Source organism: Sphingomonas sp. HITSZ_GF, from assembly GCF_029543155.1.
Classification (GTDB): Bacteria; Pseudomonadota; Alphaproteobacteria; order Sphingomonadales; family Sphingomonadaceae; genus Sphingomonas.
Window position 1 is genome coordinate 573,286 of the sequence record NZ_JARQXA010000001.1, and the last position, 14,679, is coordinate 587,964.

At 65.0% G+C, this 14,679-nt stretch carries 9 protein-coding genes and 1 tRNA gene; 1 reads left to right on the forward strand and 9 read right to left on the reverse strand.

Annotation, left to right across the window (positions count from 1 at the left end; translation table 11 throughout):
• Window positions 1-2: 2 nt before the first annotated feature.
• The 9 genes from P6144_RS02830 to P6144_RS02870 all read right to left on the reverse strand — a co-directional run bounded on the left by P6144_RS02830 (window position 3) and on the right by P6144_RS02870 (window position 12,711).
• Window positions 3-4,364, reverse strand: a complete 4,362-nt coding sequence (locus P6144_RS02830; RefSeq protein WP_277766202.1) for a hypothetical protein — start codon at window positions 4,362-4,364, stop codon at window positions 3-5.
• 125 nt (window positions 4,365-4,489) lie between these two features.
• The gene (locus P6144_RS02835) at window positions 4,490-5,695 is read right to left on the reverse strand and encodes a hypothetical protein (protein ID WP_277766203.1); all 1,206 of its coding nucleotides are present in this window, start codon (window positions 5,693-5,695) and stop codon (window positions 4,490-4,492) included.
• 43 nt (window positions 5,696-5,738) lie between these two features.
• Window positions 5,739-6,638, reverse strand: a complete 900-nt coding sequence (locus P6144_RS02840; RefSeq protein WP_277766204.1) for a hypothetical protein — start codon at window positions 6,636-6,638, stop codon at window positions 5,739-5,741.
• A gap of 255 nt (window positions 6,639-6,893) precedes the next feature.
• A tRNA-Lys gene (locus P6144_RS02845) sits at window positions 6,894-6,969 on the reverse strand.
• A gap of 101 nt (window positions 6,970-7,070) precedes the next feature.
• A complete protein-coding gene (gene rodA, locus P6144_RS02850) occupies window positions 7,071-8,207 on the reverse strand; it encodes a rod shape-determining protein RodA (protein WP_277766205.1) in 1,137 nt (378 codons plus the stop codon).
• Window positions 8,207-10,240 (reverse strand): penicillin-binding protein 2, encoded by a 2,034-nt coding sequence (gene mrdA, locus P6144_RS02855; RefSeq protein ID WP_277766206.1) that lies wholly within the window; start codon window positions 10,238-10,240, stop codon window positions 8,207-8,209. Before mrdA ends, rodA begins: the two co-directional genes overlap by 1 nt.
• On the reverse strand, window positions 10,240-10,749 hold the full coding sequence (gene mreD / locus P6144_RS02860) for a rod shape-determining protein MreD (RefSeq protein WP_277766207.1): 510 nt from the start codon (window positions 10,747-10,749) through the stop codon (window positions 10,240-10,242). Before mreD ends, mrdA begins: the two co-directional genes overlap by 1 nt.
• Window positions 10,750-11,655 carry a rod shape-determining protein MreC gene (gene mreC, locus P6144_RS02865; RefSeq protein WP_277766208.1) on the reverse strand — a complete coding sequence of 302 codons (906 nt, stop codon included), beginning with the start codon at window positions 11,653-11,655 and terminating at the stop codon, window positions 10,750-10,752. It abuts the gene before it with no gap.
• A 15-nt stretch (window positions 11,656-11,670) separates the two neighbouring features.
• Window positions 11,671-12,711, reverse strand: coding sequence for a rod shape-determining protein (locus P6144_RS02870; RefSeq protein WP_277766209.1), 1,041 nt, complete (start codon window positions 12,709-12,711; stop codon window positions 11,671-11,673).
• A gap of 149 nt (window positions 12,712-12,860) precedes the next feature.
• On the opposite strand from P6144_RS02870, the gene mutL reads away from it, so the two are divergent.
• Window positions 12,861-14,678 carry a DNA mismatch repair endonuclease MutL gene (gene mutL, locus P6144_RS02875; RefSeq protein ID WP_277766210.1) on the forward strand — a complete coding sequence of 606 codons (1,818 nt, stop codon included), beginning with the start codon at window positions 12,861-12,863 and terminating at the stop codon, window positions 14,676-14,678.
• The last annotated feature ends 1 nt before the right edge of the window (window position 14,679 follow it).

The window sequence follows — 14,679 nt, forward strand, 5'->3', positions numbered from 1 at the left end:
CTTCAGGCGGCTTTCTTTGCTGCTGTCCGCGCGCGGGCCGCGGCGCGCTTGGCTTTCAGCGGTAGGATCGCCGAGACGTCGATCGCGACAACGATTGGCTGCGGCCCCGTCGCCGAAGCTTCGCGGAGCGCTTGAGCCTTGGCCTCCAGATGCGACACGACGGTGGAAAATGGGACAAGCGGCTCGCCCGAAACCATAGTCCAACCCCGGCGCGGCTTCTGGTGGACGAGCAGCAGGATACCATGTCGGGCCGTGCGGTGGCGCAGATACTGGCCGCATAATTGTGTTTCGAGCGCGGCTTCGATGTCGGCGACGGTCATTCCGTCGACGACTTTGATCTCAATCGGTAAATCAACCCCGCTATGCCTGCTGGTCAGCATGATGTCGGGCGCCTTGCTGTCGGGCACTTCGGTTTCGCGCTGCACTGTGTAGGATTCCTTTTGCCGGGCTTCCAGTTGGGTCGCCAACCAGCGCTGCACGGCATCCTCGTCGGCCATCGCCTGCAGCGTGTCGCCTTGCTGGAACTTGTGATGGAAGAGATCGTGCACAAGGTCTTCGAACCTCCGCCTTGCGAGCAGTTGGAGGTCGGCGGTCGTGACCGGCGCGCGATCCATGGTCCGCTCCATCACGATTACGTCGCCAGGGAACCAAGGCTCCAGTGCCGCATCGTTCTCGGCGCGCCGCATCGACTGTATCTGGAGCCAGTCCGGTTGAATCGAAAAGTTCGGGATCACCATCAACCGACGAAAAACGGCTTGGGTCGCCTCGCCTGGAGTCGCGGTGATCCGGGTAAAGATCGCATTGCGTGCTCCCTCGGCCTCGTCCCGCGCGCCGATCGAATAAGCCTCGCCATCGGGATGTTTGATATCCTCGTCCACCCTAATGCCCTCGAAGGCGAGGATCAGCATTTCCTCAAGCCGCGCGACAGAGAACTCCTGCTCGACGACCGCCCCGCGACTGAACCGGCCGCCGACCACGCGCGGCAACAGCCCCGAACACAAGGTCGTCTGATCAGCGGGATCGAACTGGGTCATCTTGGCGCGCAGTGCGTCCACCGCGTCGTCGCCGACGGCGGCGAACAGCAACAAGAGGTAATAGGCGGCGATAACCGGATCGGTGGCCGCTTCGGCGCGTGCCTGCGACAATGTAGCAAGCTCCGTCGTATCGCTGGGCAGAGCGCGTATCAGCACCGAGACGATCTTCTCCAGCATCGCCATCGAGATCGTCGGATGATCGGCGACATACGTCGCGAGGTCGTCGGCGATGAGTAGCGATAGCGCAGGATCGGCATATTCGAGGCGATCGAGCATGCCGTGCGCATCGGGCTTGTCGGCCGCGAGTTGCGACAGGACACGCCGCAGCAGCATCTGACGCACGATCTCGGTCTTCGCGCTGGCCAGGTCGAGCAGAAAGGCGGGGAAGCCATTGAGTTCCATTGCGGCCAACCGCGCGGCTTCACGCGCCTGATCGAGAGACAGAGTTGCCGCCCAGTTCGGGGTGGTTGCAGCCGCCAGCGACATACCGCCGAGGGCCATCAGATCGAAATTCGTCTCGCGGGCTTCGCCTTCCTTCGGCGCGGTGCGATCCACTCTAGAGCGCTCATAGGCGAACGCAATCAACGCGGCGCCGAATTTGGCCGTCAGCTCAGGGCCGAAAATGGGTTCGACCATCTCCAGTCCATCGATCGCGTACCGCGACCGGTTGGCGTCGCGCCAAGTGAGGAACTGCCACATGTGGAAGAGCCGCGAATCGACCGTTTCTTCGGTTGTCGGATTCAATCGATCGAGTATCGACGGGTCGGCCTTGAGGTTGGCGATCAACTCGATCCAGCTATTGTCACGCGTATTCTCCCGCCTTCGACTTTTCGCCTCGCTGCTCTTCATCTCGGCCATGAGTTTCGCGAGCGCCGGGTCCTCGGGGGGCGGGGTCAGCCATGTATCGACCTGCGCGGAAAGGATGGGGTCCGAGGCCACCGCCGCCTTGATCCTGTCAAACATTGCAGGCGTCGCGCCGTCATTCCGCCAGATCTGCGAGGCGGTCGACAGCGCGTTACGTCGGTCGATCGGCTCGGGGCGATGAACGGCATCGTCGAGCAGCCAAGCTAGGTCGCTCTCGTCGACCATGACCGGCCAGCCGTGATGAGTCAGATGAAAGAGGTTCACATCGTCGGATGCGCGGTGCCACGGGTGCGCGCGGGCCAGGGCGACCGCCCGCCAATAGGATGTGCGCCGCCGCCCGAACGATGTCCCGAATTCCCGGTCCAAGGCGCCGAGCAAAACATCGGCATCGCTCAGGCGCCGCGCTTCATGAAGCAGCAAGGCAAGGTCGGTGACCATGTTCGGGATTTCATTGGGATAAAATCCCAGCAGCCGGATGGCGGCATTTGCTGCCAGTTTCGCAAACGCCTCGCGGAAAGCCATATCGGCATCCTGCTCACCACGCCCCTTCATCTCACCCGATCGCGCGACGACCTGGGCGACGAACACCCAGAGATCGTCGCGGGTGGTAAGCCCGGCCAATAACCCCTCGTCGATTGGTAGGATCGACTTATACCCGCTCTCATCCCGGATCCCGATCGCGTCGATCAACGCGAAGAACTGGTCCATCGAAAAGAATCTCGGCGTCAGCCCGGCAAGCGCTTCGAGCACCATCGACCGGCGAAGGTCGCCAGCATGAGCGATGACGTGCTGCGCCAGGCGATTCTTGTCGGTATCGTTGCCTAGTTCGATGATCAGGCGGGCGGCGAGCAATTGCGTGATCTCGTCGCCATTGTGGTCGAATGCGACGGTTCGTGCCAGCACGACACCAGCCGGATATCTGCCGAACGAGGCGAGTCTAAGGACCAGATGCTGCGCTTCGGTATCGTCACCGGCTTGCTTCCACCAACTCGCAATTTCAGCATCGAGGGCAGGGTCGGCGAACCGGCGCAGGTTGCGGTCCATGAACCACAATTTCTCCTTGTCGATGGCCGCAACCCGATCGAGTATGATCGTGAAGGCCTTGATGCGGGTGGGGATTGGCAACGATCCTGGATCGCCGTTGCGCAAAAGCGCGAGAGGCGCGCGGGCGATCAACTCGTCGGCAATCGTCGGGTTGAGGTTTGCGAGCCACGCCGAGACGTCCTCCATTTGTGGCCGCAACAGGCGATAACCGTAGAGATCGGCGAATAGCAGATCGATCACGACCGAGACCGGGCAACCCCGTTCGAGCAGCCGATTGAGCCAGCGCGCCGCCAGATAGCTCCTGAGCGTGCCCTCATTATCGTTGTGGAGTTGGGCGCGGCCCAAAGTCGCCGGGTCGAAAACGGGACGACCTAAAAGGGCGAGGCGATCGCCATCGGACCACTCGGGCAACAGATCCTCGATCGGGATGGAATTTTCGGGCGGCGTGAGATCTATCCCCGAGGTCGGCACGCGCAATGAGTCCCGTCCGCAGAAGATGAATCCTGCGCCAATCCGGTCGAGCGCCTCGCCGCTCCGGATTCGGTTGAGTGAATCATTGCGGCGCCGTCTCGTATCGGGATCGATCATACGCGCAGCGAGGCTCGCTTCGATCATTTCGCGCAAAGTGCCGAGGCGGCGATGATCGCGCCAGAAATCCACCATCCAGGTCAGGTCGAGCGGTCGCGCGGCGAACCGCCACAAATCGTTATGCTCGATTGCATGGAGTAGTTTCTCGACGTCGGCGATGCCTGAAGCTTCGGCGAACCGTTTGACGCGGCTCGCATCGAGTCCGGCCATGCGCAGAACGGTGATCGGGTCCGTCGATGCCGGCTTCTCCGCTTTTGCTTGATTGCGCAGCGTCGCCTTCACTTCATCCGCGAGCGCCGGGACAGGTTCAGGGGGCGGCGGCGGCATCCGCAACCATTTATCGACGGTCAGGCGATCGGCGGTTGCATCCCAATCGGTAAAGCGGCTCGAAATGATCAGCCGGACGCGCTCCTCGCGACCTGCAATCGCTTCGGCGAGTTGGCGCGCCGCGTCTTCGAAATGGTGGCCTTGGTCCTTGGCCTCGTCGACGGAGTCGATGAACAGCCAGCACAGCGCCTCGTCGCTCGCCTTCCACGCGTCGAACCTAGTGCGATCGGCGGGCGTCAGCGAAGCAGCTAGCCCCAGCCGCGCGACGTTGCTGACACTGGCACCGAACGCGAATTGGCCGGCATCGGACAGTACCGCGCGCCGATGGTCGAACTCCTCGGACTTGCCACTGCCCGCTTCCGCAAGGACGACTGCACGCGGTTTTTCGAGTAAATCAGCCCAGACAAGGGACCCCCGTTCGAACCCGAATAACCGCGGATGCGCCCGCTCGTCATTCGCCGACGCGACGCTGAATTCCCGGTTGAGATCGATATGCGTGCTTGCCATTTGACCAGTATATTGCGCGCCATGCCGAGCGCCAACGAGCGCCATATCGGCGTGGATCATTCGACGATGAATATCTCGATGGCGTGGTCCTAAGCGCGAGGGAAGGGGCGAGCTGGCACAGCAATTCACTTGGCCGGGCTTGAAACCAGCTTCGCCTCGATTGCCCTGGGTAGCTCAGCCAGCGATCCACAGATTCGGTCCCTGTATTGAGGGAGCGCTCTCTGGAGCATGGCGCTGAACCGTCGGTCGCCTCTCCATAGGTCGACGTACGGCAGGTAGAAGGCGTGGAGGACGTCACCACCGATGCTACCCTCGATTGTCGAGCCACCGGTCGTGACGCCCACGATCTGGAGCGTATATGCCTCGAGCGCTGCTGCTGCGATCTCTGCCGACGGGAGCGGCAGGGCTGCATCAACATCCGCCGCGATCGAGTCGATGATCTCATCGCTGAGTTCAAACTCAGCGGCGGACAACCGGGCGAGCTCGAAGCTGATCGCTCGGAAGGCCGGCTTCAGGCGAGACACCAGCAGTGTTGCCTGTTTTCTGTCCTTAGCGCTCCGCAATGGGCCGACATTGTCCCGCACGGCGCTGAGGTAGCGAGACACCATTGTGCTGGCAGCGTTAATCCAGTTGGGCAGTGTCCCCATTGGGCCCCAGCGTTCGAAATACATGTCCACGAACACGGACGGCTTCGAAATTCCGGAGAGCATGCGCCGGCTAGCCTCCGCTGATGATATCTCGCCTCGCAGGAAAGGCACTACCGAGGCCAGCACCGCCTCGGTTGGGAGGCCGACCTCCTCCGCGATCTTCGGCGCTAAGCCCTCCACCTCGACACCCCAGTCGACAGTCTCCAGTATCTGCTCGGCGCGGTGGCGCATCGTCAGATCCTTAAGGCTCGTAGCCAGCGAATGCCGCGCTGCGGCATGCATACTCGCCCGAAGATCGTGCAACGTGTCCGTCAGGGACGGGAACCACAGACGGTCATCGGAAAGCATCTCAACGTGTGGAGAGTTGGGTATGAGGCCAGATTGATGGGCTCTGCGCGCCATCTCGATAGCGGCCAGCCTCGTCGTGGAAGGCATTGCATATAGGCCGCAGAGGCGTTCGACAGCCTCCGCCTTCCTGACTGTCGTTTGGCGATGGGCCGCATCGTACTGCAATAGCTCGCTCATGAGCGGCATGGTCACAGGGAATACCACATCGCCAGCCAGCTTTCGGGCCTCGAGATCGTTGAACAGCCTTTCGTGTTGGGCATCTCCCTTGCCACGCAGGACGTCGCCGAAGCGCGACAGGTCCTGAGTGTCGAGATAGACGATCAGTGGATGCTTCAATGCCCTGGCCTTCGGCTGAACCCAAAGGCGACACGATCGCGGGTCATGCTTGCCATCCGCGGTTGGCGTAGATCGCGTCGTAGCTACTCGCTTCGACGCACCGGATACCGATGTTCTCTAGGAAGAAGTGCCGACCCTTCTGTGTGATGTCGTCGGGATTGTGGGTGTAGGCATACCAAGCCGGTTTTCGTCGGTCCGGGAACTTGGCGAAGTAGCGGGCTCTTTCGATTAGCAGCCAGCGCAGGAAGACCTCATTCTCGCGAAGTCCGAGGCCGAAGATCAGAAGCGGCTTGTTGAAAACGAGGTGCACCCAGGTGCTCCGCCCTGCCCAGCGTTCGCGGTCCTTCGCCTCGAATAGCCGCTCCTCCCCCCGATGCAGCCAGCTGCGGGTGCGTTGGACTGAACCCATGTAGTGGGTCAGCCCGAGACGGATGCTGCGCGCGTAATTGGCCATTCCATTGACGTGCCAAATCCCAAACCCATCGCAGGGGTTCTTGAACAGCTCGAGCGCGTACCGACTATCCCACGGATACCAGTCAGTGAAGCCCTCGACCTTCGGCCGCATCAGTTGGGCGCCTGCGGCTTCGCTCAGGACCTCATCGAAATTCGTGGTGAGGACTGGCGTGGCGTGCCGGATGGACCAGTCTATGATCTGCCGGTGGTGTTCAAGCGGCCGCCAGTCGCGCATCAGCTCGCAGAACTCCTTCGCAAGCTCCCCGCTCCGACCGCGCGCATGCAACTCGATGACGTCGAATATCTCGGTCGCTGATGCCCCGACTGGCATCTTGTCGAGCTCAACACCGTGCCGATGCGCGAGATTGAGTAGTAGGTCGTCCCATGAGTTCACCCGTCGCGGGCCGTAACGATGGATGCCGTTACCGATCACCAGCGCCAGATTGTCACTATTCTCCCGCAGGACATCGGTAAGCGCCATGGCGTCCATCTCCCCGCGGCAAGAGTACGCTGCGGCAGTCATGGTTGCTAGGTGACGTGTGTTCGCGCTGATGTTCCGACAGAGCGGGAACTCGAGTCTGCCCCCGGACGAGGAGCGGATGTCATGCACAAGGTGCTGGAGCAGGGCCGGAAGCGCACCATCCCGCCGCAAAAAGATCTCACGGCGTCGCATGACGTCCGCTACCTAAAATGCTACCTTGGGGTATGACTGCTGCTCACGATGGGCGCTAAGTCATTGAAAAGGTGGTGGACGCACTTGGGCTCGAACCAAGGACCCGCTGATTAAGAGTCAGCTGCTCTACCAACTGAGCTATGCGTCCATTCCGGTGTGTTTCGGCGCCCTTGGTGCGTGCGCCTCCGCAGTGGAGGTGGGCCTTTAGCGGCGCGGTTCGCGGCTTGTAAACCCCCTATTTCGAAAAAATCACCAGCGCTGCACGCGGCGGCTCTGGCGGTCGATCGAAAGCAGGATTCCGAAGCAGATCATGAAGGTCATCACCGCGGTGCCGCCGAAGCTGATCAGCGGCAGCGGCACCCCCACCACCGGCGCCAGGCCCATCACCATCGCCATGTTGATCGCGCAGTAGAAGAAGATCGTCGCGGCGAGGCCGGAGGCGGTCAGCCGGGCGAAACGGCTCTGCGCGCGCATGCTCACGCCGATCGCCCAGCGGATCAGGATGCTGAAGCCGATGATCAGGAAGAAGCCGCCCATCAGACCCCATTCCTCCATCATCGTCGCCAGCGCGAAGTCGGTATGGCCTTCGGGCAGATAGTCGAGATGGCTCTGCGTGCCCTGCAGGAAGCCCTTGCCGAACACGCCGCCCGATCCGATCGCGATCTTGGACTGGCTGATGTGATAGCCGGTGCCCAGCGGGTCGCTTTCGGGATCGAGGAAGATCAGCACGCGGTTGCGCTGATAGTCGTGCAGCACGAAGTTCACCGCCAGCGGCGCGGCTACTGCCACCGCCAGCGCGCCGCCCAGGAACAGGCGGAGCGGCAGCCCGGCGAGGAACATCACGGTCACGCCGCCGAAGCTGATCGCCAGCGCGGTGCCCAGATCGGGCTGGAGCATCACCAGCGCGGCCGGGATGCCGATCAGCACGCAGCCCGGCCATAGCGCGCCGAACTTGCGGATCTCGCCGGCGGGCAGGATCTCGTAGAAGCGCGCCATCGCCATGATGATCACCGGCTTCATCAGCTCGGAGGGCTGCAATCGAATGAAGCCCAGGTCGAGCCATCGCTGGCTGCCGCCGGCGACTGCGCCGAGCAGCTCCACGCCCACCAGCATCAGCACCACGACGATGTACATCGGGAAGGCGCCCAGCGCCCAGAAGCTCTCGGGCACGCGCGACATGCCGATCGCCATCGCCAGGAACACGAAGAAGCGCAGCCCCTGGTTGAACGCCCAGGGCGTGATGCTGCCGCCCGCCGCTGAATAGAGCACCACCAGCCCGAACATGCCGATCGCCACCACCAGGCCGATGATCCGCCAGGGAAGCTGCGCCAGCGGCCCGGGAACGATGCCGGAGGGGCCAAGGCTCGAGGTGTGAAGCGTCGCCATCAATCCTGCTCCACACTACCGCGCTCGGCCGCGCTGCTGTCCACCGTATTGCTCGTCGTCGCATTGGCCGCTTCGGAAGCGACCGTGCTGGCGGCCTCCACCGCGTCCTCGGGAGTCTCGGGCGGCGGTGCGCTCTGTGCCACTTCGAAGGCCTTGGCCTGCTCGGCCATCCGGGTGCGATAGTCGCCGCCCCAGGTCGGCTCCTCGCGGTGCAGCGATTCCATTGCCGCCTTGCGATCGAACAGGAAGGTCATGATGTCGCGGCCGATCATCGGCGTGTCGAGGTTGCGCACGGTATGGCCATTATGCTCGAGCACGATGCCCGCGGCATATTTGGGATTGTCGGCCGGCGCGAAGCAGACGAGCAGCGCGTGGTCGCGCAGCTTGAACGGCAGCGAGGCGTTCTTGAGCACGCCCGAGCGGCGCTCCGCCATGGTGATACGGCGCACCTGCGCGGTGCCGGTCTTGCCGGCCAGGGTGATGCCGGGGACCTGCATGCGCGCGGCGCCGCCGGTGCCGCCCGAATTGATCACGCCGAACATCGCGTCGCGGATGATCGCCAGCTGTTCGGGCGTGGCGGCGAGGGGCGGGGCCTCCTGATGCGGGGCATCGGCGATCAGCCGTGGGACGAGCTGGCGGCCCGAAGCGAGCCGGCTCGCCATCACCGCCAGTTGCAGCGGATTGGCGAGCACATAGCCCTGGCCGATCGACGCGTTGAGCGAATCGGCGACGGTCCATTGCTGCTTGTAGCGCTTCAGCTTCCAGGCGCTGTCCGGCACCGTGCCGAAGCGCTGGGTGGTGAAGGGCAGGTCGAAGCGCTGGCCCAGGCCCAGCGCGCGCGCCATCGGCGCCACCGCGTCATAGCCCACGCGCCGCACCATCTCGTAGAAATAGATGTCGCAGCTCTGCATGATCGCATGCTTCAGGTCGAGCGGGCCATGGCCGCCGCGCTTGTGGCAGTGGAACACGCCATTGCCGACGCGCATCGCGCCCGAGCAGACCACGCGCGCGTTGGGATCGATGCCGGCATGCATCAGCGCAAGGCCGTTCATCGGCTTCACGGTCGATCCCGGCGGATACAGGCCCTGCAGCGCCTTGTTCATCAGCGGGACGTGATCGTCCTCGCTCAGCATCTTCCATTCGTTGCGGCTGATGCCGTCAGAAAAGCTGTTGGGGTCGTATGCCGGCATCGAGACCATGGCGAGGATGTCGCCATTGGTGCAGTCGATCACCGTCGCCGAACCCGAATTGGTGCCGAGGCGCCGCGCGACATATTCCTGAAGCAGCGCGTCGATGGTGAGCTTCACCGTCTCGCCGGGCTGATCGGGCCGCGTGGCAAGCTCCTTGACCAGCCGGCCATGCGCAGTGACCTCGACGCGCTTGGCGCCCGGCGTGCCGCGCAGCCGGTCCTCCAGCGTCTTCTCCAGCCCGTCCTTGCCCAGCTTGAAGCCGGGGGCGACGAGCAGCGGGTCCTTTTCCTTCTTGTACTGCTCCGCCGATGCCGTGCCGACATAGCCGACCAGATGCGCGACGCCGGCGGCCAGCGGATAGTTGCGCGAGAAGCCGCGTGTCGGCTGCACGCCCGGCATTTCGGGCACGCGCACGCTCACCGCGGCGAACTGCTCCCAGGTCAGGCTGTCGGAAACCTGGACCGGCTGGAAGCCCGATGCGCGCTTCAGATCGGTGCGGATCCGCGCCATCTCCTCCTCGTTCAGGCCAAGGATCTGCTGGAGCATGCCCAGCGTCTTCTCCTTGTCCTCCATCCGGTCGGGGATCATGTCGACGCGGAAGGCGGTGCGGTTGTTGGCGATCGGGATTCCGGCGCGGTCGACGATCCAGCCGCGCCGCGGCGGGGTGAGTGTCAGGCGCACGCGGTTGCTCTCGGCGGTCAGCCGGTAGCGTTCGTTCTCGAACACGGCGAGCCAGGTCATGCGGCCGGCCAGCACCAGCGCTGCGGCACCCTGCAACCCGCCCAGCACCAGCGCGCGGCGGGAGAAACTATAGGCCTGCGCTGCGTCGGTGATCCGTACCATTATCGCTGCTTCTTACCCCGATCGAGCCAGGCACAGAAGCGCGCGATAACGGGAAACAGCGCGGCGGAGACGCAGATCTGGATCAGCAGCGCGGTGTCGACATGCGCGATAAAGGGCGAGGCGATCAGCCGCCCGGCCGCCAGCACGAAGGCGATGGCGCCGCTGGCGATCAGCCAGTCCTGCCAGAAATCGCGCCACACCAGCCGCGTGTCGAGAATGTCGATCATCAGGATCGTCGCCGACCAGAGCAGCATCGCGCTGCCCAGCGGCTGCCCGCTCAGCATGTCGTCGAAGAAGCCGAGCGGCACCGGCATCCACACCTTCATCGCATCGCCGCGCACCAGCCGCCAGGCGAGCAGCAGCATCAGCCCGAAGGGCGGCAGGAAGGGGACGGTGGCGACGATGGGCAGCAGCGTCATCATCGAGCCGAGCATCACCGATACCGGCGCCAGCCACAGGCTGCGCGGCATCTTCTCGCGGCGCCCGAGCGGGATGAAGTCGGTCGCCACCTACTTCTTCTCGGCCTTGGGCTTGCTGCTGGGCGAAGGGGTAGGGGTCGGCGTGGGCGTCGGCTCGGGCAGGAAGGTCGCCTGCACCAGCGCGAAGTCGAGCGCGTCGGGATTGGCCGAAGGCTGGCCAACCGCGATGTCGCGCGAGGTGCGGATGACGCGCGCCACGGGGATGTTCGGCGGGAAGATGCCGCCGGTGCCCGAAGTGACGAAGGTGTCGCCGGGCTGGAAGATCATCGTCGCCACGCTGGCCGACCGGATGTCGAGCAGTCCGTCGCCGCGCCCCGTGGCGATCGCGGGCAGGCCGTCGCGCGTGCGGCGCACCGGCACGATGCTCTCCGAATCGACGATCAGCAGCACGCGTGCGGTGTTGGGGCTGGTCTCCACCACCTGGCCGATCAGCCCGTCGGGCTGGCGCACCGGCTGGCCGGCCTTCACGCCCTGCCAGTTGCCGGCGTTGAGCGTGGCATAGCGGCGCGTGCTGGTCATCGAGCTCGCCACCAGCCGCGCTACAACGATCGCATCGGTGGAGACGTCGCGCAGCTTCAGCATGTCGCGCAGGTGCCGGTTCTCCTGGTTCAGCGTGCGCGCACGCTCCACCAGCAGCTCGTTATCCGCGATCTGCTTCTTCAGCCGGGCATTCTCGCCGCGCACGTTCCAGTAGCTGGAAACGCCCCCGGGCACCCCGGCGACGCTGGTGCGCACCCAGGTGAGCCCGCTGGCGACGGGCGTGGTGATCTCCGAAAAGAAGCCGCGCACCGCGCCAAAGGCCGGCGGGTTGAAGATCGAGAGCAGCAAGAGGCCAGCCGCGATCAGCATGCCGCCGACCACGCCCACGTAACCGAGGAACAGCCCGTATTGCGCCCGCCGTGAAAAGCCCGGGCGCCGGTTGCGTGGCGGCGCCATGCCCCTTTGCTCCGATTAGACCGAGATCAGCACGCCGCGGAACACCGGATCCTCGAGCGCGCGGCCGGTGCCGAGAGCAACGCAGGTCAGCGGATCCTCGGCAATCGTGACCGGCAGGCCGGTTTCGTCACGCAGCACTTCGTCAATGCCCTGCAGCAGCGCGCCGCCGCCGGTGAGCACGATGCCCTGGTCGACGATGTCGGCGGCCAGTTCCGGCGCGGTGTTCTCGAGCGCGATGCGCACGCCCTCGACGATCGTGCCGACCGGTTCCGAGAGCGCCTCGGCGATCTGGCCCTGGTTGATCTGGATTTCCTTGGGCACGCCGTTGACCAGGTCGCGACCCTTGATGTGGATCGTCTGGCCGATGCCGTCCGCCGGCGGCTTGGCGACGCCGACTTCCTGCTTGATGCGCTCGGCGGTGGCTTCGCCGATCAGCAAATTGTGGTTGCGGCGCACGTACGAGACGATCGACTCATCCATCTTGTCGCCGCCGACGCGGACCGAGGTGGAGTAGGCGAGGCCGCGCAGCGAGAGCACCGCGACTTCGGTGGTGCCGCCGCCGATATCGACGACCATCGAGCCGATCGGCTCGGTCACCGGCATGTCGGCGCCGATCGCGGCCGCCATCGGCTCCTCGATCAGCCACACCTGCGAGGCGCCGGCGTTCGACGCGGCGTCGCGGATCGCGCGCCTTTCAACAGAAGTAGAACCGGAGGGCACGCAGATCACGATCTGCGGCCAGCGCATGAAGCGCCGCTGGCCGTGCACCTTGCGGATGAAGTGCTTGATCATCTCTTCGGCGATGTCGATGTCGGCGATCACGCCGTCGCGCAGCGGGCGGATCGCCTCGATGCTGCCGGGGGTCTTGCCCATCATCAGCTTGGCGTCGTCGCCGACGGCCTTGACCTTCTTGACGCCGTTCAGCGTCTCGACCGCCACCACCGACGGCTCGTTGAGGACGACGCCGCGCCCGCGGAGATACACCACGGTATTCGCGGTGCCGAGGTCGATCGCCATGTCGTGGGACATGAAATTGAACAAGCGGGAAAAGGCCATTTATCTTCCGTCCTGCCGTGCGGGCGCCCGCCGCCGGCTTTGCGTACAAAAACTTACTCCGGAACCCTTCCGGGACGGACTGTAAAATCCGGCCTGGTGCGATGCGGTTGGGGTCGCGGGATGCCGCCGCTTGGGCTAGAGCAACGACCATGTCAATACGCCGTCTCCCCGAACATCTTGTCAACCGAATTGCAGCGGGAGAAGTGGTCGAACGCCCCGCCAGCGCGCTGAAAGAACTGGTCGAAAACGCGATCGACGCAGGAGCCACCCGGATCGCCGTGAAACTGGCGGGCGGCGGCACCGATCTGATCGAGGTGACCGACGACGGATGCGGCATGTCGCCGCCCGAAATGGCGCTCGCGCTGGAGCGGCACGCCACCTCCAAGCTGCCCGATGACGAGATCGACCAGGTCACTACCCTGGGCTTTCGCGGCGAGGCCTTGCCCTCGATCGCCAGCGTCGCGCGGATGACGCTCGAAAGCCGGGTGCGCGGGCAGGAGGGGTGGAGCCGAATCGTCGACAATGGCGCGCTGGTTTCCGAAGGCCCCGCCGCGCTGCCGCCGGGCACCCGCGTGCGAGTCGAGCAGCTGTTCGGCCGCGTGCCCGCGCGCCGCAAGTTCCTGCGTTCGCCGCGCGCCGAATATGCCGCCAGCCTCGACGTGATGAAACGCCTGGCGATGGCCCGGCCCGACATCGCCTTCTCGGTCGAGCATGACGGGCGCAAGGCGCTCTACGTCCAGGGCAACGAGACCGGTCCCGAGCGCGTCGCCGGCCTCACCGATCGCGCGCTCGCCGAGAACAGCGTCGCGGTCGATTTCGAGCGGGAAGGGATCACGCTCGGCGGCGTCGCCGGCCTGCCGACCTTCAATCGCGGCGTCGCCGACCACCAATATCTGTTCGTCAACGGACGCCCGGTGAAGGACCGCCTGCTGATCGGTGCCTTGCGCGGCGCCTATGCCGAGATGCTGGCGCGCGATCGTCACCCGGTGGTCGCGCTGTTCCTCGACGTTCCGGCCGACCAGGTCGACGTCAACGTCCACCCTGCCAAGACCGAGGTGCGCTTCCGCGATCCCGCGCTGATCCGCGGCATGATCGTCTCGGGCCTGCGTCGCGCGCTCGACGAGGCAGGCCACCGCAGCGTCCAGCGCCCGAGCGAGGCGGCGCTGGGGATGTGGAAATCTGAAAGCCCCTCCCCTTCAGGGGAGGGGTTGGGGTGGGGCCTGGCCGCGGGCGCCAACCTCTTCGAGAATTCCCCCACCCCAAACCCCTCCCCTGAAGGGGAGGGGCTTAGATACGGCTATGTCTCCGATCGCCGTCCGAGCTTCTCGGCTCCGCCGCCGCTCGCCCGCGCCGAGCCGGCGATCCAGCCCGTCCCGCAAAGCATCCAGCACCCGCTCGGCGTCGCCCGCGGCCAGGTCGCCAAGACCTATATCGTGGCCGAGGCCGAGGACGGGCTGGTGCTGGTCGACCAGCACGCCGCGCACGAGCGTCTCGTCCTCGAGCGGATGCGCCGCGCGATGTCGGAGGGCGGCGTCGCCTCGCAGGGCCTGCTCGTCCCCGAAGTCGTCGAGCTCGACGAGCCCGGCTGCGACCGGCTCGAGGCCCGCGCCGCCGAGCTTTCCGAATTCGGCCTCGATATCGAGCGCTTCGGCCCGCACGCGGTGCTGGTCCGCGCCGTTCCGGCCGCGCTCGGCAAGGGCGATGTCCACGCGCTCGTCACCGATCTCGCCGACGAGCTTGCCAGCTTCGACGAAGCGCTCAGCCTCAAGGAAAAGCTCGACCATGTCGCCGCGACCATGGCCTGCCACGGCTCGGTCCGCGCGGGCAGGGTGCTCTCGGTCGCCGAGATGAACGCGCTGCTCCGCGAGATGGAAGTCACGCCCCACTCGGGCCAGTGCAACCATGGCCGCCCGACCTGGGTGAAGCTGGCGCATGGCGATATCGAGAAGCTGTTCGGGAGGAAATAGC